Below are 24,942 nucleotides of genomic sequence, written 5' to 3' on the forward strand. Positions count from 1 at the left end.
CAGGCGGGGGTTCTCCGTATCACCGGGTCCGCAGCTTGGTCTTTTGCACCCCATCAGCATCGAAGTTGGCGGGATCCAGCCAGCGCTCGAATTCGGCGCGGATTGCGGGCCATTCGCTGTCGATGACGGAATACCATGCGGTGTCGCGGCTCTCGCCCTTGACGATGCGGTCCTGCCGGAACACGCCTTCGAACTGAAAGCCGAAGCGCAGGGCAGCTGCCTTGGACGGTTCGTTTCGGTTGTTGCACTTCCACTCAAAGCGCCGATAGCCCAGATCATCGAAGGCATGCCGGGCGAAGAGAAACAGCGCTTCGGTGGCGAGCGGCGTCCGCGCAAGTTGTGGCCCCCAGTAAACGCCGCCTATCTCGATCGAGCCATGCTCGGGGAAGATGCGCATCCAGCCTTGCCGCCCCAAGGCGCGGCTGCTCTGCTGGTCGACAACCGCCACGAAACGATCCGCGCCAGCATTCATGCGCTCGATGAAGCTCTCTGCTTCCGCCAGCGTGGTCGGCGCCGGTTCAAAGAGCCAGCGATAGCGCTCCGGCACACCCTCGCCTACCGATGCAGCGAGGAGATCGGCGGCATGGCGCTGTTGCAGCGGCTCGAGGCGGACATAGCGGCCTTGGAGGACGATAGGTTCGGGCGCCGACTTGGCAGGTTGGACGCTCATTTGGCTTCTGCCTCGTGGATGGCCCCGAGCCCCAGGCGGTAATTCGGGTAGAGCAGTTCGATCCCGAGGGCCTGCTTGATGGCAGCGTTGGAAACGCGCTTGTTGTCGGCGTAGAAGCTCTTTTGCATGGGCGAGAACGCTGCTTCCTCGTAGGGGATCTCCGGCGGCGCCGCGACCCCCATGAGCCCAGCTGCATAGGTCACCAGATCCTGCGGCGGCGCTGGTTCGTCATCGGCGAGGTTGAACGTGCCAGCCAGCCGCTGCGCTGCCGCCAGCCCTGTGATACGGCCGATATCCTCGGCATGGATGCGGTTGAACACCTGGCCAGGCTTGACCACCCGCCGCGCCGTGCCGTCGCGCAGTTTGTCGAAGGTGGACCGCCCCGGCCCGTAGATACCCGCCAGCCGCAGGATCGTCAGCGGCACGCCACGTTTCCCCGCATAATCCCGCCACGCCTGCTCCGCCGCCACGCGACGATCGGACCGCTGGTTGCGCGGCACGAGCGGCGCGGTTTCATCGATCCAGGCGCCGCCGAAATCCCCATAGACGCCGACTGTGCTATAATAACAGAGCCACTCCAGCCGCTCGGCGGCGTCGAGATCGGCGCGGTGATAGAGGAGCGCCGGGTCACCCTCCGCTCCGGGTGGGATCGACAAGACCACATGAGTTGCTCGCCGAAGCGGCCCGCCCAGCGTCTCCCCAGGGCCCGTCCCGTCAAACACATGCCCTTCAACACCGCTTGCGGTTAACGTTTGTGCCTTTGCTGCGGTACGAACGCTGCCCGAAATGCTAACAGTCCGTGATTCCTTAGCGAGGAAGTGTGCTGCCCAGGCCGACGAAAAACCATAGCCAAAGATGAAGACGTTCATGCCAGTTCCTCGGTCCACTCCGCCTGCACCGCCTCATCGCTTTCCACCGCCGAAAACGCAAGTCGCAGCTGGGCAGCACGCTCGGGCGCCAGCCGCCGCAGGGCCCAGACGGCAGCACCCCGAACCAACGCACTCTCATCACGGAGCCGCTGTTCGACCAGCGGCACAAGCGCGTGATTTTGGGAATTCCCTATAGCAATCAATACGTTCCGCAAAAAACGCCCGAGCCCGATGCGCTTGACCGGTGAGCCCGCAAAAAGCTCGCGGAATCCTACGTCATCCAGCTGCACCAGCTCGGCCAAAGTCAGCCGTTCAAGTTCGGGACGCCCCCGCAGCTTAAGCTCACGGCTGGCCGAAGCGAACTTGTTCCAGGGGCAGACCGCCAGACAATCATCGCAACCATAGATGCGATTACCCATCGGCCCCCGGAACTCCTTGGGGATCGGCCCCTTGTGCTCGACCGTCAGGTAAGCCAGGCACCGCCGGCTATCCAGTTGATAAGGCGCGGGAAAAGCCGCCGTCGGGCAGATGTCGAGGCATTTGGTGCATGACCCGCAACTGACCTTGTGCGGCTTGTCCACGGGCAGCTCGGCCGATGTGAGAATGGCCCCCAGGAACAGCCAGGAGCCGAACTCGCGTGATACCAGCACCGTATGCTTGCCTTGCCATCCCAGCCCCGCCGCTTCGGCCAAGGGCTTTTCCATCAGGGGCGCGGTATCGACGAACACCTTGACCTCGGCACTGGAACGGCGCGCCAGCAAGCCCGCCAGTTCCTTGAGCTTGCCCTTGATGATCTCATGGTAGTCACGGTTGCGGGCATAAACCGAAATCGCCCCATGGGACTTTTCGCCTAAGAGCGCCAGCGGGTCCGTTTCGGGTCCGTAGTTGACGCCAAGCAGGATTACCGAGCGGGCATCGGGCCACATCGCCCGGGGGCTGCCCCGCCGCTGGGCTGTTTCGGCCATCCAGTCCATATCGCCGTGCCAGCCGGCATCCAGCGCTTGGCGCAACTTGTCGGGCAGGTCCGGCCGGGCATCGGCAGCGGCAATGCCGAAGCTGTCAAAGCCCAGCGCCGCCGCGCGCCCGCGCAGCTCGGCAGTTAACTTTTCAGTGCTGGTCAAAAATCCAGGTCCGCATAGCCGCGATGCGGAGGCATGGCGACGACGCGGTCATTGAGCAGGGTGCGGAAAGCCGGCCGGGACTTGAGGCGGGCATACCAATCCCGGGTTTCGTTGGCCTTGCCCCAATCCATGTCGCCCATATAGTCGAGCACCGACAGGTGGGCGGCGAGCGTAAAGTCGGCCAGGGTCATCATGTCGCCCGCCAACCATGTGCGGTGCGCCAAGAGCCAGTTGAAATAGAGCATGTGCTCGTTGAGGTTGGCCTTGGCGGCCCGCATCACCGACGGGTCCGGCGTGGCACCCTTCTGGTCGCGCTTGATGATCTTTTCTTCGAGGAGATAGCGGGTCACCTCGTCATTGAGCTTGGTGATCACCCATTCGATCAATCGCCACATCTCGGCCCGACCACCGGGCTCGGGCGGAAAGAGACCCGCGACCACGGCCGGCGTGTAAAGGTCTTCCACCGTGTGGATGGCGGCCAGCAGCCCGACAACAGGGGTATCGCTGTCGTCCAGCATGATTGGCAGCGTGCCGGCAGGATTGATCTCCAAAAGCTCGGGCGTGCGCAGCCACGGCTTGATCTCCTCCACATCGAGCGGCACGCCATATTCGGCGCACATCAACCTGATGATGCGCGAGGACGGATCGAGAGGATGGTGGAGAAGGCTCGGCATCAGGACGCTCGTCTCTTTTTTGGAGCACCAGTCACATAGGACGGCTTTGCGCGTTCAGCAAACAACGCTAGAGCTTGCCGGCGACCCGCACCCATCAACTGAATTAGGGGATCAGATGAACGCCGATCAAGGTCTTTTTGTGCCGCTGATCCTGGGAATTCTCGAAGGGCTTACCGAATTCCTGCCGGTCAGCTCAACGGGGCACCTGCTCCTGGCTGGTCATTTCTTCGGCCTCAGGCAGCCCGACACCTTCATCGTCCTTATCCAGCTCGGCGCGATCCTGGCCGTGGTCACCGTTTATTTCGCCAAGCTCGGCATGCTCATCCGGGATGCCTTGGCGGGCAAGCCCTATGCGTGGCGCTTTGCCGTTTCGGTTATCCTGGCCGGCCTGCCGGCGGTGATAACCGGTGTTCTCCTGCGCGATTTCATCCAGGGTGCGCTTTGGGAATCGCCGATGACCATCTGTGTCACCCTTCTCCTCGGTGGCATCATCCTGCTCTTTATCGACCGCATGCCCAAGCGTGTGGTCCATGATGACGCCTTTGCGTTTCCCTGGCATCTAGCGCTGATCATCGGGCTTTTCCAGATGCTCAGTCTGGTGCCAGGCGTATCCCGGTCGGGCTCGACTGTCGTGGGCGCGATGCTCTTCGGCGCCAGCAAGCGCGCCGCCGCCGAGTTCACCTTCTTTATCGCCCTGCCCATCATGGTGGGGGCCTTCGGCTATGATCTCTACAAGAGCCGCGACCTTATCGACACCAGCATCGCCCTGCAGGTCGCGGTCGGCTTTGCCGCTGCGTTCGTAGTCGGCGCGCTGGTGGTGCGGTACCTTCTCGACTTCGTGTCGCGCCACGGCTTTGCGCCCTTTGCCTGGTGGCGCATCCTCGTGGGTGGCGGAGGGCTGATTGCCCTCCTCGTATTCGGCGTCTGAGGTCTATTGCTGGACGGCAGTATATGTCGCCGGGATGGAGAAAAATGCTGGCGGGATCTGCACGTTCTTCTCGACGTCGTAGAGTGAGAAGGTGAGCTCGGCGCCGCTGGGCTCAACCAGGCTCCACTGCACAAGGTCAAGCGTAGCAGTGTCAAAGATCAGCGATACCTGCACCGTACCGGCGACCGTTTCATCGATGACGGTCACGGTCAGATAGCCGTCCGAGGTGGTGACATCGACCACATTGGCGGACATGAGGTTGATCTGATCGCCGAGGAACTGCCGGAGCGGGATGCTGTCCTGTGGATAGGCGTAATAGGTTTCTTCGCGGCGGTTCAGCACATAGAAGCCACGGCCCACCGAAACGATCTCCTCGCGGCTGGGCGGCGCATATTTGAACGCGATCTTATTGGGCCGCTCAACAAAGAAGGTCCCTTCGGTCCGGCCACCATTGGTGTCGATCTGGAGGAACCGTCCCACCATGGTCCGGATGGAAGAATTGTGCGCCTCGACATTGGCGATCAGCTGCTGCTCTTCGGGCGTCAGCGCTCGGTCGAGGGCCAGGGCGGGAATGCTGGCCACGAGGGCAGCGGAAAGGCCGAGCAGCAGGACATCGCGGCGAATCATGAAGGTGGTTTCCCTCGATAGGTGTTCTTGAACGCTAACCTATTCAGCAATTGCGGCAACAGCGGGAAAGTTCCGTTCAGGATCCGTTCAGCTGGGCGACAAACGCAAAGGCCCCTCCAGGCTGGAGGGGCCTTTCACCGAGTCGAGATAGCCAATCAGTACTGGTCGGCACCCACCAAAATCTCACGCTTGCCCGCGTGATTTGCCGGAGAAATCACGCCCTCCCGCTCCATTCTTTCGATCAGCGTCGCGGCCTTGTTGTAGCCAATCGCCAGCCGGCGCTGCACATAGGAGGTCGAGGCTTTCTTGTCGCTCAGCACGATGTGAACAGCCTTGTCGTAGAGCTCGTCGCCCGAGCCGGCGTAGTCGTCGCCGCCGCCGGCAGCTTCGCCGCCAAACTCGCCGTCTTCGCTCTCCTCGGTGATGGAGTCGAGATAATCCGGCGTGCCCTGGCTCTTGAGATGCGCCACAACCGATTCCACCTCGGCATCCGACACAAAGGCGCCGTGGAGACGCTTGGCCCGTCCGCCTGAGGCCATGTAAAGCATGTCGCCATTGCCCAACAGCTGCTCGGCGCCCTGCTCGCCCAGGATGGTGCGGGAATCGATCTTGCTCGTCACCATGAATGAGATACGGGTGGGGAAGTTGGCCTTGATGGTACCGGTGATGACGTCTACCGACGGGCGCTGCGTGGCGGTGACCATGTGGATGCCGGCGGCTCGGGCCATCTGCGCGAGGCGCTGGATGGCGCCTTCAATGTCCTTGCCGGCGACCATCATCAGATCGGCCATTTCGTCAACGATAACGACAATATAGGGCAACGGCTCGAGGTTGAACTCCTCGCTCTCGAAGATCGCCTCACCGGTTTCACGGTCAAAGCCGGTCTGCACGGTGCGAGTGATGGTCTTGCCCTGGTCCTTGGCCTCGGTGACCCGCTGATTAAAGCCATCGATGTTACGCACACCGATCTTGCTCATCTTGCGGTAGCGATCTTCCATCTCGCGCACGGCCCATTTGAGCGCCACCACGGCCTTGTGGGGGTCGGTGACGACCGGGGTCAGCAGGTGCGGGATGCCGTCATAGATCGACAACTCCAGCATCTTGGGATCGATCATGATCATTCGGCACTGCTCAGGCGTCATCTGGTAGAGCAGCGAGAGGATGAACGTATTGATGCCCACCGATTTGCCCGAGCCGGTGGTGCCGGCGATCAACAGGTGGGGCATGCGGGCGAGGTCAGCAATGATCGGCTCACCGCCAATGGTCTTGCCCAGGCAGATGGGGAGCTTGCCCTTCATCTTCTCGAAGTCGGAGCTTGCCAGCATCTCCCGGAAGAACACGGTCTCGCGGGTCTGGTTGGGCAGCTCGATACCAATGGCATTGCGCCCCGGCACCACGGCCACGCGGGCAGAGATGGCGCTCATGGAGCGCGCGATATCATCGGCCAGCGATATCACGCGGCTGGATTTGATACCCGGAGCTGGTTCGAGCTCGAAAAGCGTGACGACTGGGCCGGGGCGTACATTGATGATGTCGCCCTTGACGCCGAAGTCCTCGAGTACGCCTTCCAGCTGGCGCGCCATTTCCTCGAGCTTTTCGGGGCTGTGCTCGGCAGAGGGGCCCTTGTGCCGCGGCTCTGCCAGAAGGCTGAGGGACGGCAGCTCGAACCCGCCGGGCTCATCAAGAAACGAGGGCTGGGCTTCGCGTGCTATGCGCTGACCGGGGGCCGGACGTGGGGCAGGTGCCGCTACGCGCGGCTTGGTGGGGTCGGCGGGATGGAAGCGCGAATCCCCCTGCTGGCGGTGAGATACAGGCGCGGGGGCCGCTTCCGGGACAAACGGAACGTCCTCCTCCACCTCCTCGGGATAGTCGAGTTCGGTCTCATCATAGCTTGGCCGGGCGTTCACGCGCGGGCTGATGATTTCGGGCTCCAGCACCGGTTCGACCGGTGCGTGGATGCGACGAGGACTGGCCTCTAGCGCCGCTTCGCGCCGCTCGACCACTGGGGCGCGTGGATCTAGGCTGGGCTCCATCTCTTCATCCCGCCAAGGAGCCGTTTCCGCGGCACGCTTTTCGGCATGGCTGGCACGAGCACGGCGGAAGGCGGTACGCAGCGAATACCCCATATGCACCATGGCGCCCAATGCGACATCGAGGATGGGGTTGGTCTCGGGCTCGTCGTCCTCTTCTTCGGGGACGCTCTTGCGGCTGTTTGCTGCGCCCCCTTTCTGTGGCTGCGTGGAAACTGCGGTCCCCAGACCCATGCCCATCCAGAAAAGGGCAAAGGCGGGCGCCGCCAGGATGATCGCAAAGAGAATGGTGGTGATGGCCTGCGGCTCGCTTCCGGCGATCATCGCTGCAAGGCTCGAAAAGCCAACGCCCACGAGACCACCGAGGCCCGTGGGTAGCGGCCAGGTCTCCGGCATGGCGATAAAGGCGAGGGCACCGGCGGAGAGCACTGTGCCACCCAGCCAGCCAAGCACACGCAGCCCCATCCGGCTGGGCATGCAGCGCCGGACAAAGGCCCAGGCCCAGAGCGCCGGTGGCACCAGCAGCACCAGCGCTGCGAGGCCAAAGACCTGGAATAGCGTGTCGGCGATGACGGCGCCGGGGAAGCCCAGCCAGTTGGCTGGTGTCTTGCTGGTCGCATAGGTGAAGCTGGGGTCATCCACCGACCAGGAGGCCAGCGCTGCAAGGCAAACACCAACCACGCCCAGCAACACAAAACCTGCGAGCCGCACCGGAATGCGAATCGACAGCGCGGGAGGGGGCGCAGGCATGGCCTTGCTCGTGCTGCGGCCGGTGCGCGAGCCGCGTTGCGGCACGGAGCGGATTTCGTCGAGGACGGGCGCGGGTGAACTGGGCATGGGTACTCTCGCTTCGACCCGGCAAAAACGCTCCGGGCCCACTTTGCCGCCACTCTAGTGCGCGGGGGTTAATCGCAGGCTAACCATGGCCGTTAGCCATGCCGAAGCCGCGCTAGCGTATTGCCCTGGCAAAGAAAAGGGCCCGCACGAGCGGACCCAGGTGCATCGCGGACGCCCGGGAGGAGCGGCGCCGCGGAACTCAACCGACAGCGGCGAACCGCTGCCGGGCTTCACTTCAGTTATAAGCGCGTTCACCGTGGCTGGAGAGATCGAGACCATCAATCTCGCCGGATTGGGACACACGCGCGCCGCCGAAAATGGCCTTGACCACCAGCATGGCAACCAACGCCACAACACCCGACCAGACCACCGCAATGGCTACGCCGATCAGTTGCACAACAAACTGGCCGCCGACCGAATAGGCCGCAGCATCGCCCAGCGGGTAACCGCCAAGTGCCGGGCTGGCCACTATTGCCGTACCCAGAGCGCCGACAATGCCGCCCACGCCGTGAATACCGAACACATCGAGGCTGTCGTCATATCTGAGCATCGGCTTGAAATTGACCACAGCCACCAAACATACAATGCCGGCGACCGCTCCCAGCACAATCGCACCGCCAATGCCCGAGAAACCAGCAGCTGGGGTGATAGCAACCAGACCCGCCACGGCACCGGATACGGCGCCAAGGGCGGACCCATGTCCGCGGGTAATCTTCTCGCCCAATGCCCAGGCGAGCGCACCGGCGGCCGGCGCCAGTATGGTGTTGATGAGGGCCACGGCGGTCAAGGCGTTGGCTTCCAGGTTGGAGCCGGCATTGAAACCGAACCATCCAAACCACAACAGACCCGTGCCGATATAGGTGAGGACGAGGTTATGGGGCGGGATTGGCTCCTTCATGTAGCCGAGACGCGGACCAAGCACGATAGCAGCGACCAAGGCGGCGACGCCTGAGTTGATGTGCACCACAGTGCCGCCGGCAAAGTCATAGGCGCCCAGGCCATAAAGCAGGCCAGGACCCGCCCAGACCATATGGGCGATCGGAATGTAGGAGAAGGTGAACCAGATGGCGAGGAACGCCAGCAGCGCACCGAGCTTCATGCGCTCGGCGATACCGCCGACGATGAGCGTAGAGGTGATGCAGGCGAAGGTCAGCTGGAAGGCGACGAACACCATTTCGGGCAGTTCGAAGCCGGCTGAAAAGGTCGCAGCAGTGGATTCGAGCGTTACACCGGCAAGGAAGAACTTGGAGAAGTCACCTACGAAGGCGGACAATCCCCCTTCGATAGGACCGGCAAAGGTGAGCGAGTAGCCATAAGCCACCCAGAGGATCGAGATCAGCGAGAAGCCAAGGAAAACCTGGGTCAGCACCGAAAGAATGTTCTTGGCGCGAACGAGCCCACCATAGAACAGCGCCAGACCCGGAATGGTCATTACGATGACGAGAATGGTGCATACAAGCATCCAAGCCACGTCGCCCTTGTCCACCACGGCGGCGGCTGTCTCGGCGACCTCGGCCACCGACTCACCCGCCGCGGCGAGCGGCGCGGTCGCATCCTGGGCCAAGGCCGGCAGGACCAGCAAAAGGGAAGCCGCTGCAGCGCCTCCCAACAGCTTCAACGTCTTCATTCTTGTTGTTCTCCGTTGGCGCCGTGAGAGCGCCGCTGCGCCGGCTTTGCCGGTGCCCCTTGCGCCGTGGCGCCCTGTGTTGACGCATAAGGAGACTCAAGAGCCGTGCCAACTGCGGCGCCTGCCGAAATGCTGGGCAAATCAAGGCCTTGGCACGTCAACTCTGGCACTCATGCCACGAGCGGCACCTTCGCGCCTAAACAACGGGCAAATGGGCTTGGATCTGCATCATTAAAAGGCAAGCTTGCGGGGGGTGTGCAGCCCACGCGGTTTGCGAGTGGGAAGCCTCTGTGGCGGGCCAAGAGGAACGCGAGCTGCACGCCGCCGGCAAGCGGAAGCGACCGGGACGTGTCCCGGCCGCCGTATTGGATTACTTGAACTCGGGATAGGCTTCGACGCCAACTTCGGCGACGTCGAGACCCATATCCTCATCCTCGGCCGTGGGACGCAGCCCCATGACTGCCTTGAGGATGAACCAGACGATGAAGCTCACCACGAAGACAAAGGCGCCCACGATGACGATGGAAATCAGCTGACCCATGAGGTTCGCTTCCGGATTGGTGAAGACCACCGCGATGGTGCCCCAGATGCCCGCGAGCAGGTGAACCGGAATGGCGCCAACAACGTCGTCGATCTTCATGCGGTCCAGCATCGGCACGGCAAAGACCACGATCACGCCACCTACAGCACCAATCAAGGCTGAGGTACCAAGTCCCGGGGTCAGTGGTTCAGCGGTGATTGAGACGAGACCGGCGAGAGCGCCGTTGATCACGAAGGTGAGGTCGACCTTCTTGTAGAGGATCTGGCTGAGGATCATCGCGGCCAGGGCACCGCCCAAGGCGCCCGAATTCGTATTGGCCATGATGCGGCCGACATCGGACACATCGCCAACCGAGCCCATGGCAAGCTGCGAGGCACCGTTGAATCCAAACCAGCCGAGCCACAGAATGAACATGCCGAGTGTTGCGAGCGGCATGGACGAGCCGGGCATAGCGTTGACCGAACCATCGGCATTGTACTTGCCGCGGCGGGCGCCCAGCAGAATGGCACCGGCCAGAGCCGCCCAACCGCCGACCGAGTGAACCACGGTCGAGCCAGCGAAGTCGAGGAAGCCAAACTGGGTATCGAGGAAGCCACCGCCCCACTTCCAGGAGGCCTGGATGGGGTAGATGAGACCGGTTAAAACGACGGTGAAGATCAGGAAGGGCCAGAGCTTGATGCGCTCGGCCAGCGTGCCCGAGACAATTGAAGCGGCCGTCGCACAGAACATGACCTGGAAGAAGAAGTCCGCACTGGTGGCAGCGTAGGAGATGTCACTAGCCTCACCGGCGCTGATGCCGACGCCTTCCAGAATGGCGATGCCGATGGCGCCGATATAGCCACCGCCATCGTCGGTGCCAATGACCCAGTTGCCCAGCGGGTACATGAGATTGTAGCCGATCAGGTAGTACATGAGACAGGCAACGCTGAAGAGCGAAATGTTCTTCAAAAGTTGCATCGATACGTTCTTGGTGCGGACGAGACCCGCCTCCACCATGGCAAAGCCTGCGGCCATCCAGAACACCAGGAAGCCGCCGATCAGCATCAGCAGTGAGTTCAGGATGAAGACCATCTGGGCATCAAAGGCGGGTTCGGCGGCAGCAGTGGCCGCAGCTTCCGCTTCCGGCACGACGACGACGGCGTCTTGACCCAGGGCCGGCAGGGTCAGCAGCAGTGCGGCAAGCCCCGCTCCAGCCAGCATCTTGATAGGAGTAATCTGACGCATGTTTGTTGTTCTCCCGGTAAGCGTCAAAGGGCGGCCGCGCCGGTTTCGCCGGTGCGGATACGGGTGACTGCCAAAAGATCGATGATGAAGATCTTGCCATCGCCGATGCGCCCGGTCTGGGCGCTGTCGCGAATGGCTGTAGAGACCGCATCGGCGAGCGCGTCATCGACGGCAATCTCGACCTTGAGCTTAGGCAGGAAGTGCACCGCGTATTCGGTGCCGCGATAGATTTCCGAATGACCTTTCTGCCGACCGTAGCCTTTGACCTCGGTGACGGTCATGCCGTGCACGTCGAGTGAGTTCAGCGCCTGCCGAACCTCCTCAAGCCGCGACGGCTTGATAATTGCAATTACCAGTTTCATGGGCGCCCCTTTCCCTTTGTCTCGTTGCGATGCCTTTTGTGGACTCAAGAGCCGTGCCACTCTGACCGCTGCCAAGCTAAGCCATTGATTTTGATGCAGCTGACATCCAGGACGAGGCAGAATGGCTACTGTGGCAGCAGCTTATTCAGGCGCAGATGGCGCAATTTTGTGCAGCCTGCACATCTTGATGCAGCCACAGCCAAAGTCGACTGAGGCAAGACGTGCACTTGTGCAGCCGAGGTGAAAATCGGAAAGTGCGCACAGGAGAAAACGATGCGGCAAGACCAAAGCGACCGATACGATGTGCTGATCGTAGGTGGAGGACCCGTTGGCCTCGCCCTCGCCGCAGCACTTGTTCAATCCGCACGCGGGATCAGGATCGGCCTAGTGGACCGGCGGCCGCTCAGCGTGCCAACTGACAACCGCGCCTCGGCAATTGCTGCTGGCGTTCGGCGGGTCTTTGAAGCGTTGGGCGTCTGGTCCGAAATGGTCGACGAGGCGCAGCCCATCCTGGCGATGCGCCTGACCGATTCTGGTGCGCAGGACATTGCGCGTCCGGAGTTCCTTCGGTTCGAAGGTGATCTCGCACCAGGTGAGCCGTTCGCTCACATGGTGCCCAACCGCGTGAGCACCCGGGCATTGCTGGATGCCGTTGCAGAGCAGGTGTCGGTCATCGCACCGGCAACTATAATCGGCTTTTCGGCGACCGAGGAAATTGCCCGGCTCGTGCTGGAAGATGGGCGCGTTCTGAAGGCCGCATTGGTGGTGGGTGCCGATGGCGCTCATTCGACGCTTCGCCACATGGCCGGCATCGAAACCATCGGCCACGACTACGGGCAAACCGGTCTTGTCGCGACGATCGCGCACGAACTGCCCCACGGTGGCGCCGCTTATCAGCACTTTCGGCCGGCCGGAACCTTTGCGAGCCTACCGCTGACGGGGAACCGCTCCTCACTGGTTTGGGTCGAGCGCCGCGAAGATGCCCCCCGCTTTCTCGCCATGGATGCAGCCGAGCAAGCGGATGCCATCGAAACGGCTATGGGCTCCACTTTGGGAGCAGTGACGCTGGAAGACAAACTCGCCGGCTATCCCCTGCGTCTCCAGATCGCGCGAGACTTCGTGGCGCAGCGCCTGGCTCTGGTCGGCGATGCCGCCCATGTGGTGCATCCCATCGCCGGTCAAGGACTTAATCTAGGCCTTAAGGATGTCGCAGCGCTAGCTGAAGTGGTGGTCGAGGCAATCCGCCTGGGTCTCGACCATGGGTCGCCGGACGTGTTGCGCCGCTATCAGGCTTGGCGACGCATCGACACGACGAGCATGGCTATCGCCACCGACGGCATAAACCGCCTCTTTTCCAATGATCTGGCACCGCTACGGGCTTTGCGCGATTTCGGCCTCGGGCTGGTCGATCGGTCAGGTCCGGTTAAGTCTGCACTGATCCGGACGGCAGCCGGCGTATCATCGGGTGGACCGCGCCTCCTCAGTGGCTTGCCGATCTAGAGGTCGCTCAGCGGGACGTGGCGGTGCGCCTGCAACTCCTCGGGATCGAGCGGGCGTGCTTCATCGAGGCTGAGCAAGGGCACGCCTTCGGTGACGGGAAAAGCCAGGCGGGCTGCTACCGATATCAGTTCGGATCGATCCACCGACAGGCTCAGCAACGTCTTGGTCAGCGGACACACCAACATTTCGAGCGTCCTGACATCAAGCATGTGACGCGGATTGGCAGGCTCATCGACCATCAGTTGATTGGGGTGCCACCGCCACTGGCGGCTCGGGCAATCTCGTATTCGGTGAGAGCAATCAGCGTTTCGGCGCGCGCTTCCAGAGATGGCGCCTCCAGCAATTGCTGCTTTTCGGCAGCGCCATAGGGGCTCACCATGCAGCAGAAATTCACCAGATCGGCCGTACCGGTGCGCTCGATTTCCTCCCAGTTGAGCTCGATATCGGCGAACTCAGCATAATCGCGCATCATCTTGACGAAGCGCTCGCGGTCGACCGCCTGCTCGCCGTGACTTCGCCGGAAATCGTCCGCGTAATCGGCTGCATCGACGACGCCCTGCCGGTACGGGGTCATCACGGTGAGCTCATGGGCCAAACGAAACCGACTCACCCCTTCGAGGATGATGAAGTACCGGGAGTCCCCACTCTCCTCGAAATGGGTGATCCGTCCGATGCAGCCGATGGACTGCAGCGGCGTCCGGTCGAGCGGACTTTCAACCGAAGTGTCCTCAGGCTGGATCAACCCGATCAGCCGCTCACCCCGAAGCGCTGCATCGACCATTTCGAGGTAGCGCGGTTCGAAGATATTAAGGGGCCGATGCGAGAACGGCAGCAGCAAGGCGCCAGTCAGGGGAAAGAGCGGCACCGATTTGGACAGATCGCTCGGTGATGTCGGTCGCTTCAGCATCTAGCCTCCTTCAGGAGAAGAGCGCTGCCGAGAGCAGGCGGCGCCCTTTAATGGTCGCAGGGTCCTTGGAACCCCAGGCTTCGAAGAACTCCAGCAGCTTCTTGCGCGCGGCGTCATCGTTCCAAGTACGATCGCGCTTGAAGCTAGCCACCAATGCCTCGGCAGCCTCGATACGCTTGCCCTCGGCATTGAGGGCCAGCGCAAGATCATAACGTGCTTGATGATCGTCTGGATTACTCTCCACCGCTGCGGCCAAGGCTGCGGTGCCGCCAAGATTAGCCGCCTCGCTCAACAGGCGAATGGAGTTAGCGACGCTCGTATAGGCATCTCCCTTGCGCTCGCCTTCCGGAACCATGCTGAGCGTGGCCTCGGCCTGCGCGCCTTCGCCCGCAGCAAGATAGACCCGGGAAAGTCCGATCAGTGATGCGGCATGCTCAGGCTGATGCTGCAGCACCATGCCGAAGATCTGCGCCGCGCGGCTGAGATCGCCCGCTCCCAAGGCCTCTTCGGCTGCAGCAACCGCTTCGGCAATCTGCGCATCCATCGAGTCGCTTGGGGCAGCCGAAGCGGGAGCGGCGGCGATCACGCGGTCCGCGAAGCGGCGCACTTCACTCTCGGGCATGGCCCCCATGAAGCCGTCCACCGGACGGCCGCCGGCAAACGCAAAAACGGCGGGGATGGACTGCACGCCCAACTGCCCGGCAATCTGGGGATGCTCATCGATGTTAATCTTTACGAGCCGGATCTTGCCCGCTTTTTCATTAACGACCTTCTCCAACGCGGGGGTAAGTTGACGGCAGGGGCCGCACCAGGGTGCCCAGAAGTCAACCAGGACCGGTGCCTCTACCGAAGCATCGATCACATCCGCCTTAAAGGCGCGGTCACTCGATTCCTTGATAAGAGCGCTAGCAGGCGGCGCGGCAGGGCTTGCGCCGGTGGCAGTGCCATTAAACGGGGTAGACATGAAGCGAGGCCCTTCAGACGTGGCGTTTCGTATGATTTCGCGGCTCTACTTGCGCCCGCGAACGGTCGGGTGACAACCCCTTTGTCCACAGCCCCACGGATAGATGACACTAGCGTCAAATTGTGGGTTGCATTCGGGGTCTCGATTGGGCATATAGGCCGGCGTCGCGGCACTGCCAAGGTGGTGGCGAGACAAACGGAGCGCGGGTGTAGCTCAGGGGTAGAGCATAACCTTGCCAAGGTTAGGGTCGTGGGTTCGAATCCCATCGCCCGCTCCAAATTCCCAAGGCCGGCAAGCCTTGAGAAACAAAGGGTCCTTCGGGACCCTTTTTGTTTTTCGGCATATCGGCTGCTTCCCACAATCACCCATCAGCGCGTCGCAAGAACGGCCCGCTCCAGCGCCTCATGGTTGCGCTGGATCCAGGCCGCACCGCGAGCCCGCCAGGTGATCGCCCAAAGTGCGGTCGCGTCGGCGGTTTCCGGCGTGATCTTGGCCTGGATTGCCTCATTGGCGGCGTTGAGCGTGACGAAGTCGCGGAGCAGGCTTATGAAGCCTTCGCGTTCAGCGCGCGGGAGCTCATAACCGTCGAGCAGGAGTTTTACCTGCCGTCCCCGTGCCTCTACCGAACCCAGATTGTACATTTCGGCAAGGTCGTCGTCGTGAAGTTGCGCATTGAGCCAGCAGGCCTGCGCCAGTTCCACCAAGGGATCGACGGGCCCGGCCTCCTCCCAATCGATCAGCGCGACGGGTCGGTTGCCGCGATGGATGATGTTCCATGGGCCAGCGTCACAGTGCCCAATCACGCTCGGCGTGCCGAGGCTTCGACCGAACCAGGGGCTCCACCTGGCGCCGTGAGGCGCCACAAAGGACGCTGTTGCGATGTGCAGCTTCCTCAGCATCTCGCCGATTATGGGCAAGGCGCTGTCGGGCCAAGGATAGGGATGGATGCAATCGCCTTCCACAAAGGTCAGCGCCTCGCGCCCCTGCTCGTCGAAGCCGTTGCCAAAGGCACGTGGCGCATGTTCGAAGCCTTCGCGCTCCAGATGCTTAAGCAAGGCGAGGATCGTGGCCGACCAGGGCAGCGCCTCCCGAAAGACCGTGTTGCCCTGCCGAGTAACAACGGAGCGACCGCCGACTAGGGTAACTTCCTGGATTGACGCCGAGTCTTGCGTCATCATTCATGCCCTCCCCCAAACAAGTGCGCGGCAGCATAGGCCCGCTGGCTAGGAACCGATAGAATGAACTATCGTTCATCATCCGGCGGCCAGGGCGCCGGCGGAAATCCTCGCAATTTGAATAAACTGTTTACCATGCGCACCGATCATGGCAGCGCGGCGGCAACGGAGTGCGCGCCAGGGCTTTGTCTTCTCCAGTGGTACTGATTCGGAGTGCGGTTATGACACATACCCCTCGCTATCTGGTGGTCGAAGACGACGCCCTTCTCCTGCTCGATCTGGTTGATAATCTCGCCGATCTGGGCATCGCGTCGGTGCCGATGACCCGCGCGCCCGAAGCCATGCACCGATTGTTGGTGCAGTCCTTTGACGCCCTCATCACCGATATCGAACTGGCAGGCGGCACCAATGGGCTCGAGTTGGCCCGCAGCTGCGGTCGACTGCGGCCCGATCTGCCCATCGTGGTGGTCTCGGGCGGCGTACGCCCGCGTCCGGGCGATTTGCCTCCCAACGCGGTGTTCTTACCCAAGCCTTACCAGATCTCGGATGTCATGAACGCCATCCGCCGGCAGCCGGTCGCGCATCGACACGCTGCCTAGGCGCTCGCGCGCGTACTTTCACCCAAGGTCTCGAGCAGTTCCCGCACGGCAACGGCACCAGCGCGATTGGCTCCTATGGTGGACGCGGAGGGGCCATAGCCCACCAGATGAATGCGAGGGTCGCGCGCCACCTGCGTCGCAAGCTTGCCTGTCATGGTGATGCCACCCGATGCCTCGACGAGGCCTAGAGGGGTGAGATGATCGAGCGCGCTCCGGAACCCGGTGCACCAAAGGATCACATCGACCGCCAATTCGGAGCCATCGGCCCAGCGAACGCCCGAGGGCGTGATGCGCTCGAACATCGGCTGGCGTTGCAGTGCGCCGCGGGCCCGCATCGCTTCGATAGCAGGGGTAACCGGCAGGCTGGTGATCGAAACAACAGCCTGGGGCGCTAAGCCCTTGCGGACGCGGTTTTCGACCAGTGCCACCGCTGCCCGTCCCGCAGCCTCGTCAAAGGGTGTGTCGCGGAAACGCGGCGGAGTCCGGGTCACCCACGTGGTGCGGGTTACCTCAGAAATTTCTCCAAGCAGTTGCACAGCTGAAATGCCGCCACCCACCACCAGCACGTGCTGCCCCACAAAGTCTTCAGCACGCACATAATCGACAGTGTGCAACTGCCGTCCGGCAAAGCTGCTAGCGCCGGGATAATCGGGGATGTAGGGCCGGGTCCAGGTGCCAGTGGCGTTGATCAGTCCCCGGACCGAGAAGAGGCCGGCGTCACTCTCCACCCGTAGCCGCTCGCCTCGATCGGTGACCGAGCGAACCTGGGCGGGCCGCTGGACATCGAGCCCGAATCGCGCTTCATAGGCCGCATAGTAGCGCGGCACCGCATCCGCAGCCGGGACGCTGTTATCGCCGTCCACGGCTTCGGCAAAGCTCATGCCGGGAAGGTCATGCACACGATTGACCGTGGTCAGTGTCAGGGATGGCCAGCGAAATTGCCAGGCGCCGCCGGCCTTGGGCGCCGAATCCACAACAAGGAAATCACGTCCAGCAACTAGGCCCCGCTGCACCAGGTGATAGGCAGAGCTTAGCCCCGCCTGGCCTGCCCCGATCACCGCAATTTCGAGCTTGCGGGCGATGCGAATAGCAGGTTCTTTATCTGGCATCGGCGCCCCCTTGAACCTTCCTGATGTAGGAGCGAGGACCATTCTGGGCAAGCGCAACCAGTTGCGCGTCTCCGGGTTCTCCTCGCGCAAGGAGAAGCAAATGGCCCACGTCACTTATGAAATCGTCAAGCATGATGGCGGCTACGCCTACAAGGTCGCCGATGTGTTCTCGGAAACCTTTCGCTCCCATCAGGAAGCGCTCGATGCGGCGATTGCCGCCGCGGACCGCCAGCAGGCCAGCGGCTCGACCAGTGCCATTCAGTACCAAGATGCCGAGGGGAAATGGCACACCGAACTGGCGCGCGGCACAGATCGTCCGGAAACCGAGATTGAAGATGATTTGATAGAGCCGACCCGGAAGTAAGCCGGACGGCCGATGCAGGCGCCTACAGTTTGTCGTGGAGGGCGGCAGAACCGTCCTCCAAACGTTTACCCTACGCTGCAGGAACTAAGCCGCAGTCGCTGGCATCGCCGATCCCTCGGCGTCAAAGAGGTGCACCAGTTGGGGGTCGATATAGGTGGTCACTGTCGAACCCAGTTCCACATGACGCTGTCCTTCGAGCACGATGTTTACCGGTTGCCCATCCAGCGTTGTCGCGTAGACCACCGTCTGGCCACCAAGGTTCTCCACGAGATCCACCCGCACATCGGCAAGCCGGACACCTGAACCTTCACCTACAGTGATGTGCTCGGGACGAACGCCCAAAGTCGCCGCCCCTGCAACCGAGCGCGGCAGATCAACTAGGCTGCCGGCAGTCCGGAGCGAGGAGCCCTCGGCACTGGCGGTCAAGAAGTTCATCTTGGGCGAGCCGATAAAGCCGGCCACGAAGATATTGCGCGGATTGTTATAGAGCTCGAGTGGCGCGCCGGCCTGCTCGATGATGCCGGAGCGTAGGACCACAATTTTGTCGGCCATGGTCATGGCTTCGACCTGATCGTGCGTCACATAGATCATGGTATTCCCGAGATCATTGTGTAGCTTGGCGATCTCGACGCGCATGGCCACGCGTAGTTCCGCGTCGAGGTTGGAGAGCGGTTCATCGAACAGGAAGATGCGTGGCTCGCGCACGATGGCACGCCCAATGGCTACGCGCTGACGCTGCCCACCCGAGAGCTGCTTTGGCTTGCGCTTGAGCAGCGGCTCGATCTTGAGGATCTCGGCAGCCCGCTGCACCCGCTTTTCGATCTCGGGCTTGGGCATCTTTGCCGTTTCGAGCCCGAATGCCAGGTTCTGGTAAACATTCATGTGCGGGTAAAGCGCATAGCTCTGGAACACCATGGCGATGCCGCGCTTGGCTGCCGGCACCTCGTTCATGCGCTGGCCATCGATCACGAGGTCTCCCCCGGTGATCGGCTCAAGGCCGGCAATCATGCGCAGCAGCGTGGACTTGCCGCAGCCCGAAGGACCCACAAACACGGTGAACTCACCCGGGTTGATCTGGAGATCGACCTCATGGATGACCTCGACATCCCCATAGGCTTTGACGAGCTTGCGCAGTTCGATGCTGGTTGCCATGTTGACCTCCTATGCGGCCCGGAACTGGGCGGGAACCCAGCTCTCGTAAAGCGGATGCCCCGGCCCCAAAGGCAGGGCGACGTCCTCGTGGGTCGTCGATGAATGGTAGAATGCCGTCACCAGTTCAAGCGAGCGGCGGGAATCGGCGCTGGTGACCGGCAGGGGTGCCTTGCCGACGAGTGCATCATGAAACCGGGCCATCTGCGTCTCAAAGCGCGAGGGGACGTGCTGCCATTCCTTGAGTAGCTCCTCGATCTTTGCTGCGGTTTCCTCGTTGCGAGCCTGGATCTTCCAGAGCTTGTCGCCAGGATTGTAGGCCGCATGGTCACTTTCGATGGTGACATTCTCGAAGGCGAGGCGAATGCGGGTGGTGTCGTCGGCCGATCCGAGCGTGGCGGTGAAGCTCGCCAGGGCACCGCTCTTCATCACCAGCGAAGCAGTGATGGTGTCTTCCACTTCGATGGGGTTGACGCGGGTGGCGACGCGTCCGAACACCCGTTCGATGTCGCCCATGAGGTAGGTGAAGATGTCGTGCGGGTGGATGGCGTGGCCCATCAGCACGCCACCAAGTTCGGTTGCCCACTTGCCGCGCCAGGGTACCGCATAATAAGGCGCATCGCGCCGCCAAAAGGTTTCCACCGTGCCGGCGAACGGCTTGCCGGCGATGCCGGAGTCGATGATCTTCTTGGCCTGCTCGATGCCATTGCCGAAGCGGTACTGGAAGACCGGCATCAGCATGCCCTTGGAGACCTTCTCCTGGGCGATAACCTCATCAACCTCGGCCAGCGATCCGACCAGTGGCTTTTCACACACCACGTGCTTGCCCGCTTTCAGCGCCGCCATGACCATGGAAAAGTGTAGCCCGGGTGGCGTGCAGATATCGATAATGTCGATATCATCCATGGCGAGCACATCATCAAAGCTGGTCTCGCGGCGCTCAATATCAAACTCGTCGGCGATGGGGTCCATGCGTTCACGGTTGAGATCGCAGAGCGCCAGAACCTTGAACTTGTCCGCATTGGGCTTGTAGCCCTCCACGATATGCGAGCGGCCAATGCCGCAGCCGATAATGGCGACGTTGAATACCCGGCTCATTGTTCCCACTCCGTGCCCTTTTCGGCCAACTGCTGCGCCGTCAGCGCCAGCTTCATGGCATTGTAGCAACGCTCCTGCGGCATGGCCGTTTCGGTACGGTTGCGGACGTCGTCGAGGAACTGGCGGCCGAACGGCAGTTCGGTGCCCGAGCAGTCAATGTGGCGCGGACCTTCATTGTTGACGATAAAGAGGTGATCGGTGCCCGGGCGGCCGGCAATGTCGATATATTTCCTGAGCTCGATATAGCCTTCGGTGCCCAAAATGGTCAGGCGACCATCGCCCCAGGTAGGCAGCCCCTTGGGCGTGAACCAGTCGACGCGAATATAGCCTGAGGTAGAGGCACTCTTAAGGTGCACGTCGCCGACGTCCTGCAGGCCTGGCCGATGCGGATTGGCACGGTTGGCAACGCTGGCCGAGACCACCTCCGCATCCATGGCATCGGAAAAGAATAGGAACTGCTCGAACTGGTGGCTGGCGATGTCGGTGAGGATGCCGCCATAGCTTTCCCGGGTAAAGAACCAGTCCGGGCGCGGATTATTGTTGAGGGCGTGCGGTCCCAGTCCCACCGTGTTGATCACCTGGCCGATCGCGCCCTGCTTGATGAGATTGCCGGCTTCCACCGTCGCCCGCACCTCGAAATGCTCAGAATAGAGCACAGAATAAATCCGGCCGGTCTCTTTCTGCACCCGCTTGATTTCTTCAAGCTGGGCGAAGGTGGTCATGCCGGGCTTGTCGGACAGCACGTCCTTGCCATGCTGCATGGCGGCAATTGAGATAGCCGCACGATCAGCAGGGATGGCTGCGGTTGCCACCACCGAGATCGTCTTGTCCTCGAGGATTTCCCTGGGATCACTAACGCGCCTCGCTTCAGGGAACTTGGCGCTGAACTGAGCCGCCAGATCATCTTCGACGGCGTGAAAGGCCACGAACTCGGCGCCAGCGTCCTTGAGGCAGTTCACCTGCCCATAGATGTGGCTGTGATTGATGCCAATGGCGGCAAACTTGATGGTCATAGACTGTAGCCTTGAAGAAAACTTGGGGTCGGAACCGGCAGGGAGCGCTTGGACGCACCCTGCCGGATCGCGGAGGGAATCCTCACCGCTTCATTCCGGTTGTTGCGATGCCTTCAATAAGCAGTCGCTGGAAGAACAGGAAGAAGAGGAAGATCGGAACGAGGCTGAGCACGCTCATGGCGAAGAGGCCGCCGAAGTCGCTTTCACCCGTGGAGTCGGTAAAAGTGCGAAGCCCCAGCATCACCGTGTATTTGCGCATCTCGTTGAGATAGATGAGCGGCCCGAAGAAATCGTCCCACGTCCAGATGAAGGTGAAGATGGCGGCCGTCGCCAGCACCGGCATCGAGAGGGGCAGGATGATCTTCCAGTAGATGCGCCAAGGCGAACAGCCGTCCATTTGCGCCGCCTCATCCAGCTCGCGCGGCAGGCCACGGAAGAACTGCACCATAAGGAAGATGAAGAAGGCGTCGGCCGCCAGGAATTTCGGGATGATCAGCGGCAAGAAAGAGTCGATCCACCCCAGCTGCCGGAACAGCACGTATTGCGGGATCAACGTCACTTGGTAGGGCAGCATCAGGGTCATCAGCATCATGGCGAACCAAAAGCCGCGGCCACGGAACTCCAGCCGAGCAAAGGCGAAGGCTGCCATGGAGCAGGCCAGCACGTTGCCGCAGACCGATAGGCCCGCGATGATGAAGCTGTTGGTGAAGAACACCCCGAAGCTGGTGCGCAGTCCATTCCAGCCGCGGATATAGGAGTCGATGCTCCAGGCGGATGGGATGATGGAGGCGGAGGTGAATATCTCGTTTTCCGGCCGGAAGGATGCCGCCAGGAGCCACAGCAACGGATAGAGCATCGCCACGGAGGCAGCTAGCAACAGCGCATGGACGACAATCGACTTGATGCGCCGCTGGGTGGGTGAAATCTGCTGGCCGGTGACTACCGTCAGCCCTTGAGGAGCCTCAGTCGTCATAGTGCACCCAATACTTGCTGGTGAAGAAGGAGAAGGCGGTGAAGACGGCCACGAGAGCCAGCAGCACCCAGGCAAGGGCTGAGGCATAGCCCATGCGGAAGAAACCGAACGCCTCTTGGTAGAGATAGAGCGTGTAGAACAGCGTCGAGTTGATCGGATTGCCGGTGCCGCCCGATATGATGAAGGCCGGCGTGAAGCTCTTGAAGGCTTCGATGGTCTGGATGATGGCGTTGAAGAACACTACCGGGGTCAGGAGGGGCAGCGTGATCTTGAGGAACTGCCGCCACTTGCTGGCACCGTCGAGGCTAGCTGCCTCGTACATATCCTGCGGGATCTGCCGCAAGCCGGCGAGGAAGATGATCATGGGCGAGCCGAACTGCCAGATCGAGAGGATGATCAGCGTCCAGAGTGAATAGGACGGATGCGAAATCCAGCTCGGGCCTTGAATGCCGACCAGCGCCAGAAGCTTGTTTACGAGACCGTCACCGGCAAAGATCTGCCGCCACAGAATGGCGATAGCGACCGAAGCGCCGAGCAGACTTGGTAGATAAAACAACGCGCGATACAGCGGCAGGCCCTTGATGCCCCGGTTGAGCAGCATGGCGACGGCCAGCGCGAAAGCGAGCTTGAGGGGCACCGAGAAAATAACGAAGAACATGGTCACGCGCATCGACGCCCAGAATTTGGGATCGTTGGTGAACATGCGGATATAGTTGTCGGCGCCGACCCAGTCTGGCGACGTCAACAGGTCGAAATCGGTGAAGCTGAGATAAAAGGACGAAATAATCGGCCCAATGGTCAGCCCAAAAAAGCCGATGAACCAGGGCAGAAGGAACAGGTAGCCCGGCGCGTCGTTCTGCCAAATGCGCGACCAGATTGAAGGGCGGGGCGCGGCGGTTTGTTCCGCCCCAGTCATTGTGGTGGTTCCCATCGCCATGGACTATCCTCCCAGTCTGGGGGTCGAGACGACTGCGTCGGAAAGGGCTGTGCCGACATCGGCCAGCGAAAGCTGACGGCGCAAGAAGGTCATGACGTCACCAAGAAAATCGTCGGAAACGAACTGCGCGCCCCAGGGCCTGGAGCGCGCAGTCTGGTTTTAACTAGCCGCGCGGTTCAGGATGGCAGTGGCTTCGTCGACGAAGTACTGGCCAGCATCCTCTGGAGAGCGGGCGCCGAAGGCCACTTCCTGGCTCAGCGTACGCAGCAGCGAGATGTCGATCTCGCCGGCAGCGGCCGGCGGCGGCGGCGGCAGCGGCCCAAGCAGGTCGCCCAGGTTCGACACGAAGTTGAGCGCGATCTGGTTCTGCTCGTCCAGCGTTGGCGCAACGGCTTCACGGACGCTCTGGGAAACCGGCACACCGCGCTCGACACCCAGGATTTTGCCAGCTTCCACGTCGTTGACGACGAAGTTGACGAAGGCCGCAGCCGCTTCGGGATTGTTGTTGCCAACCGAGAAGAACATGGACGGCTTGCGGTAGTGACCCCCGCCGACGCCTTCGGCAAAGCGTGGGTAGCCGATCATATCCAAGCGGTCCTGCATGAGAGCCTGGTAGCCGACGAGCTGGTTGGAGTTGGACGGCATCAAAGCCGACTTGTTGAGCACCAGCATGGTGGTTTCCAGCGGGCCGGTATCGAGCGCCTGATCTTCAGGGCTAACGATCACACCGGCTTCGCGGAAGTCGTTCCACATGGTGAACCAGTTGGTCATGTCCTCAGCCGTGAAGCCGAGTTGCCCATCAGCGGTGTAGAGCGACTTGCCCTGCTGACGCAGCCAGTTGTCGAGCATCGGCTCGGTACCCGAGTTGTCGGGCATCATCTTCATCCCGTTACGGATATTGGCTTCCGCGAAAGCCTTGCCCTTTTCCATGATGTCATCATAGGTCCAGTCACTGGTCGGCGGCTCGATGCCGGCTTCCTCGAAGGCTGCCGTGTTCACCAGCGTGGCCACGGTGTTAGCGCCGAGGGAGATGCCATAGAGCTTGCCGTTGACCTTGCCGGCCTCGAGCTGGTCTTCGTCGAAGTCGGAGACGTCCAGCACGCCGCCTACATAATCGTCCAACGGCGCAATGGCGTTACGGTTGGCGTATTCAACGATGTAGCGATAGTCCATTTGGATGATGTCGGGCGCGTTGCCGCCCGCAGTCTGGGTCGCCAGCTTAGGCCAGTAGTCGTTCCAGGAGAGGAACTCTCCTTCGACATTAGCCTCGTCGTAGAGATCGGTCACCCGATAGGTGCGGTCGGCACGATCCTGGCCGCCCCAGAAGATCAGCCGAAGATCGGTACTCTGCGCCCAGGCTGGGACAACGCCAAAAGCGCCGACAGCGGCAAGCGCCGAACTGCCCATCAGAAACTGACGTCGATCGATACGAATTGTCATGTATTTTCCTCCCATGAACATGTGGTCTTCCCGGCGGGAACTTGTGCAACCAAGACAGCCTCCCCGCCGCTAAGTCACCAACCAGTTACAAGGCGTAGCATACAAGCTCGAAGCGAGCAACAATCTTGTATGGTAGCCCCGCCGTTCGAAATTCCTCATAAGCTGCGGGTACTTCGGATCTTCTGCCCGATTGTGCCGCAGCGC

The 24,942-nt window shown here is 61.7% G+C and carries 24 protein-coding genes and 1 tRNA gene; 5 read left to right on the top strand and 20 right to left on the bottom strand.

Annotated elements, in window-relative coordinates; all coding sequences use genetic code 11:
• Nucleotides 1-19: 19 nt before the first annotated feature.
• Genes QOV41_RS00215 through QOV41_RS00230 form a run of 4 tightly spaced genes read right to left on the bottom strand, consistent with a single transcriptional unit; the run spans nt 20 to nt 3,334 of the window.
• On the bottom strand, nt 20-670 hold the full coding sequence (locus tag QOV41_RS00215; RefSeq protein WP_284578736.1) for a GNAT family N-acetyltransferase: 651 nt from the start codon (nt 668-670) through the stop codon (nt 20-22).
• Nucleotides 667-1,539 (bottom strand): SDR family oxidoreductase, encoded by an 873-nt coding sequence (locus QOV41_RS00220; protein ID WP_284578738.1) that lies wholly within the window; start codon nt 1,537-1,539, stop codon nt 667-669. Before QOV41_RS00220 ends, QOV41_RS00215 begins: the two co-directional genes overlap by 4 nt.
• Nucleotides 1,536-2,660 (bottom strand): tRNA epoxyqueuosine(34) reductase QueG, encoded by a 1,125-nt coding sequence (gene queG, locus QOV41_RS00225; protein WP_284578740.1) that lies wholly within the window; start codon nt 2,658-2,660, stop codon nt 1,536-1,538. Before queG ends, QOV41_RS00220 begins: the two co-directional genes overlap by 4 nt.
• Nucleotides 2,657-3,334: a glutathione S-transferase family protein gene (locus QOV41_RS00230; protein ID WP_284578741.1), complete on the bottom strand. Its 678-nt coding sequence runs from the start codon at nt 3,332-3,334 to the stop codon at nt 2,657-2,659. The genes queG and QOV41_RS00230 overlap by 4 nt, the downstream gene beginning before the upstream one ends.
• Nucleotides 3,335-3,449: 115 nt before the next feature.
• Between QOV41_RS00230 and QOV41_RS00235 the strand changes: the two genes are divergently transcribed.
• Nucleotides 3,450-4,262 carry an undecaprenyl-diphosphate phosphatase gene (locus tag QOV41_RS00235; protein WP_284578742.1) on the top strand — a complete coding sequence of 271 codons (813 nt, stop codon included), beginning with the start codon at nt 3,450-3,452 and terminating at the stop codon, nt 4,260-4,262.
• A 3-nt stretch (nt 4,263-4,265) separates the two neighbouring features.
• Here the strand turns inward: QOV41_RS00235 and QOV41_RS00240 are convergent, their stop codons facing one another.
• The 5 genes from QOV41_RS00240 to QOV41_RS00260 form a co-directional block, all read right to left on the bottom strand.
• Entirely contained in the window at nt 4,266-4,889 is a 624-nt protein-coding gene (locus QOV41_RS00240; protein ID WP_284578743.1) for a LolA family protein, read from the bottom strand.
• A gap of 155 nt (nt 4,890-5,044) precedes the next feature.
• On the bottom strand, nt 5,045-7,669 hold the full coding sequence (locus QOV41_RS00245) for an FtsK/SpoIIIE family DNA translocase (protein WP_284581394.1): 2,625 nt from the start codon (nt 7,667-7,669) through the stop codon (nt 5,045-5,047).
• 322 nt (nt 7,670-7,991) lie between these two features.
• Nucleotides 7,992-9,383, bottom strand: a complete 1,392-nt coding sequence (locus QOV41_RS00250; RefSeq protein ID WP_284578745.1) for an ammonium transporter — start codon at nt 9,381-9,383, stop codon at nt 7,992-7,994.
• A gap of 370 nt (nt 9,384-9,753) precedes the next feature.
• Nucleotides 9,754-11,148 carry an ammonium transporter gene (locus QOV41_RS00255; RefSeq protein WP_284578747.1) on the bottom strand — a complete coding sequence of 465 codons (1,395 nt, stop codon included), beginning with the start codon at nt 11,146-11,148 and terminating at the stop codon, nt 9,754-9,756.
• A 23-nt stretch (nt 11,149-11,171) separates the two neighbouring features.
• Complete coding sequence (locus QOV41_RS00260) at nt 11,172-11,510, bottom strand: P-II family nitrogen regulator (protein ID WP_284578748.1); 339 nt, start codon at nt 11,508-11,510, stop codon at nt 11,172-11,174.
• 273 nt (nt 11,511-11,783) lie between these two features.
• On the opposite strand from QOV41_RS00260, the gene QOV41_RS00265 reads away from it, so the two are divergent.
• A complete protein-coding gene (locus QOV41_RS00265; RefSeq protein WP_284578749.1) occupies nt 11,784-13,010 on the top strand; it encodes an FAD-dependent monooxygenase in 1,227 nt (408 codons plus the stop codon).
• Here QOV41_RS00265 and QOV41_RS00270 read toward each other — a convergent pair.
• The 3 genes from QOV41_RS00270 to QOV41_RS00280 are packed head-to-tail and all read right to left on the bottom strand — an operon-like array spanning nt 13,007 to nt 14,881.
• Complete coding sequence (locus tag QOV41_RS00270) at nt 13,007-13,249, bottom strand: Trm112 family protein (protein WP_284578751.1); 243 nt, start codon at nt 13,247-13,249, stop codon at nt 13,007-13,009. The two genes, QOV41_RS00265 and QOV41_RS00270, sit on opposite strands and share 4 nt — an antisense overlap.
• Nucleotides 13,249-13,917 carry an LON peptidase substrate-binding domain-containing protein gene (locus QOV41_RS00275; protein ID WP_284578753.1) on the bottom strand — a complete coding sequence of 223 codons (669 nt, stop codon included), beginning with the start codon at nt 13,915-13,917 and terminating at the stop codon, nt 13,249-13,251. The genes QOV41_RS00270 and QOV41_RS00275 overlap by 1 nt, the downstream gene beginning before the upstream one ends.
• Nucleotides 13,918-13,927: 10 nt before the next feature.
• Entirely contained in the window at nt 13,928-14,881 is a 954-nt protein-coding gene (locus tag QOV41_RS00280) for a thioredoxin family protein (RefSeq protein WP_284578755.1), read from the bottom strand.
• A 202-nt stretch (nt 14,882-15,083) separates the two neighbouring features.
• Between QOV41_RS00280 and QOV41_RS00285 the strand changes: the two genes are divergently transcribed.
• Nucleotides 15,084-15,158: transfer RNA gene (locus QOV41_RS00285), tRNA-Gly, on the top strand.
• Nucleotides 15,159-15,249: 91 nt separating this feature from the next.
• Here the strand turns inward: QOV41_RS00285 and QOV41_RS00290 are convergent.
• Nucleotides 15,250-16,059: a phosphotransferase gene (locus tag QOV41_RS00290; RefSeq protein WP_284578757.1), complete on the bottom strand. Its 810-nt coding sequence runs from the start codon at nt 16,057-16,059 to the stop codon at nt 15,250-15,252.
• A 218-nt stretch (nt 16,060-16,277) separates the two neighbouring features.
• Here QOV41_RS00290 and QOV41_RS00295 point away from each other — a divergent pair, with 218 nt between their 5' ends.
• The gene (locus tag QOV41_RS00295) at nt 16,278-16,655 is read left to right on the top strand and encodes a response regulator (protein WP_284578758.1); all 378 of its coding nucleotides are present in this window, start codon (nt 16,278-16,280) and stop codon (nt 16,653-16,655) included.
• Here the strand turns inward: QOV41_RS00295 and QOV41_RS00300 are convergent.
• Entirely contained in the window at nt 16,652-17,764 is a 1,113-nt protein-coding gene (locus QOV41_RS00300; RefSeq protein ID WP_284578760.1) for an NAD(P)-binding domain-containing protein, read from the bottom strand. The two genes, QOV41_RS00295 and QOV41_RS00300, sit on opposite strands and share 4 nt — an antisense overlap.
• A 100-nt stretch (nt 17,765-17,864) precedes the next feature.
• On the opposite strand from QOV41_RS00300, the gene QOV41_RS00305 reads away from it, so the two are divergent.
• Nucleotides 17,865-18,128, top strand: coding sequence for a DUF2188 domain-containing protein (locus QOV41_RS00305; RefSeq protein WP_284578762.1), 264 nt, complete (start codon nt 17,865-17,867; stop codon nt 18,126-18,128).
• An 84-nt stretch (nt 18,129-18,212) separates the two neighbouring features.
• Here the strand turns inward: QOV41_RS00305 and QOV41_RS00310 are convergent, their stop codons facing one another.
• The 6 genes from QOV41_RS00310 to QOV41_RS00335 form a co-directional block, all read right to left on the bottom strand.
• Nucleotides 18,213-19,280, bottom strand: a complete 1,068-nt coding sequence (locus QOV41_RS00310) for an ABC transporter ATP-binding protein (protein ID WP_284578763.1) — start codon at nt 19,278-19,280, stop codon at nt 18,213-18,215.
• Between the two features lie 9 nt (nt 19,281-19,289).
• Nucleotides 19,290-20,375: a Gfo/Idh/MocA family protein gene (locus tag QOV41_RS00315; protein WP_284578765.1), complete on the bottom strand. Its 1,086-nt coding sequence runs from the start codon at nt 20,373-20,375 to the stop codon at nt 19,290-19,292.
• Nucleotides 20,372-21,388 (bottom strand): Gfo/Idh/MocA family protein, encoded by a 1,017-nt coding sequence (locus QOV41_RS00320; protein WP_284578766.1) that lies wholly within the window; start codon nt 21,386-21,388, stop codon nt 20,372-20,374. Before QOV41_RS00320 ends, QOV41_RS00315 begins: the two co-directional genes overlap by 4 nt.
• 82 nt (nt 21,389-21,470) lie before the next feature.
• Nucleotides 21,471-22,244 (bottom strand): carbohydrate ABC transporter permease, encoded by a 774-nt coding sequence (locus tag QOV41_RS00325; RefSeq protein WP_284581395.1) that lies wholly within the window; start codon nt 22,242-22,244, stop codon nt 21,471-21,473.
• Nucleotides 22,245-22,350: 106 nt separating this feature from the next.
• Nucleotides 22,351-23,277: a carbohydrate ABC transporter permease gene (locus QOV41_RS00330; RefSeq protein ID WP_415926780.1), complete on the bottom strand. Its 927-nt coding sequence runs from the start codon at nt 23,275-23,277 to the stop codon at nt 22,351-22,353.
• A 180-nt stretch (nt 23,278-23,457) separates the two neighbouring features.
• Entirely contained in the window at nt 23,458-24,738 is a 1,281-nt protein-coding gene (locus tag QOV41_RS00335) for an ABC transporter substrate-binding protein (protein ID WP_284578767.1), read from the bottom strand.
• Nucleotides 24,739-24,942: the final 204 nt, after the last annotated feature.

Source organism: Devosia sp. RR2S18 (genome assembly GCF_030177755.1).
GTDB classification, from domain to species: Bacteria; Pseudomonadota; Alphaproteobacteria; order Rhizobiales; family Devosiaceae; genus Devosia; species Devosia rhizosphaerae.

Coding starts and splice junctions, on each gene's coding strand:
- QOV41_RS00325 (WP_284581395.1), bottom strand. CDS start 22,244: ATGCTCTATCCGTTGCTGTGGCTCCTGGCGGCATCCTTCCGGCCGGAA.
- QOV41_RS00335 (WP_284578767.1), bottom strand. CDS start 24,738: ATGACAATTCGTATCGATCGACGTCAGTTTCTGATGGGCAGTTCGGCG.
- QOV41_RS00275 (WP_284578753.1), bottom strand. CDS start 13,917: ATGCTGAAGCGACCGACATCACCGAGCGATCTGTCCAAATCGGTGCCG.
- QOV41_RS00280 (WP_284578755.1), bottom strand. CDS start 14,881: ATGTCTACCCCGTTTAATGGCACTGCCACCGGCGCAAGCCCTGCCGCG.
- QOV41_RS00230 (WP_284578741.1), bottom strand. CDS start 3,334: ATGCCGAGCCTTCTCCACCATCCTCTCGATCCGTCCTCGCGCATCATC.
- QOV41_RS00290 (WP_284578757.1), bottom strand. CDS start 16,059: ATGATGACGCAAGACTCGGCGTCAATCCAGGAAGTTACCCTAGTCGGC.
- QOV41_RS00220 (WP_284578738.1), bottom strand. CDS start 1,539: ATGAACGTCTTCATCTTTGGCTATGGTTTTTCGTCGGCCTGGGCAGCA.
- QOV41_RS00270 (WP_284578751.1), bottom strand. CDS start 13,249: ATGGTCGATGAGCCTGCCAATCCGCGTCACATGCTTGATGTCAGGACG.
- QOV41_RS00315 (WP_284578765.1), bottom strand. CDS start 20,375: ATGAGCCGGGTATTCAACGTCGCCATTATCGGCTGCGGCATTGGCCGC.
- QOV41_RS00260 (WP_284578748.1), bottom strand. CDS start 11,510: ATGAAACTGGTAATTGCAATTATCAAGCCGTCGCGGCTTGAGGAGGTT.
- QOV41_RS00330 (WP_415926780.1), bottom strand. CDS start 23,277: ATGACTGGGGCGGAACAAACCGCCGCGCCCCGCCCTTCAATCTGGTCG.
- QOV41_RS00295 (WP_284578758.1), top strand. CDS start 16,278: ATGACACATACCCCTCGCTATCTGGTGGTCGAAGACGACGCCCTTCTC.
- QOV41_RS00310 (WP_284578763.1), bottom strand. CDS start 19,280: ATGGCAACCAGCATCGAACTGCGCAAGCTCGTCAAAGCCTATGGGGAT.
- QOV41_RS00320 (WP_284578766.1), bottom strand. CDS start 21,388: ATGACCATCAAGTTTGCCGCCATTGGCATCAATCACAGCCACATCTAT.
- QOV41_RS00255 (WP_284578747.1), bottom strand. CDS start 11,148: ATGCGTCAGATTACTCCTATCAAGATGCTGGCTGGAGCGGGGCTTGCC.
- QOV41_RS00215 (WP_284578736.1), bottom strand. CDS start 670: ATGAGCGTCCAACCTGCCAAGTCGGCGCCCGAACCTATCGTCCTCCAA.
- QOV41_RS00240 (WP_284578743.1), bottom strand. CDS start 4,889: ATGATTCGCCGCGATGTCCTGCTGCTCGGCCTTTCCGCTGCCCTCGTG.
- QOV41_RS00250 (WP_284578745.1), bottom strand. CDS start 9,383: ATGAAGACGTTGAAGCTGTTGGGAGGCGCTGCAGCGGCTTCCCTTTTG.
- QOV41_RS00245 (WP_284581394.1), bottom strand. CDS start 7,669: ATGCCTGCGCCCCCTCCCGCGCTGTCGATTCGCATTCCGGTGCGGCTC.
- QOV41_RS00235 (WP_284578742.1), top strand. CDS start 3,450: ATGAACGCCGATCAAGGTCTTTTTGTGCCGCTGATCCTGGGAATTCTC.
- QOV41_RS00265 (WP_284578749.1), top strand. CDS start 11,784: ATGCGGCAAGACCAAAGCGACCGATACGATGTGCTGATCGTAGGTGGA.
- QOV41_RS00300 (WP_284578760.1), bottom strand. CDS start 17,764: ATGCCAGATAAAGAACCTGCTATTCGCATCGCCCGCAAGCTCGAAATT.
- QOV41_RS00305 (WP_284578762.1), top strand. CDS start 17,865: ATGGCCCACGTCACTTATGAAATCGTCAAGCATGATGGCGGCTACGCC.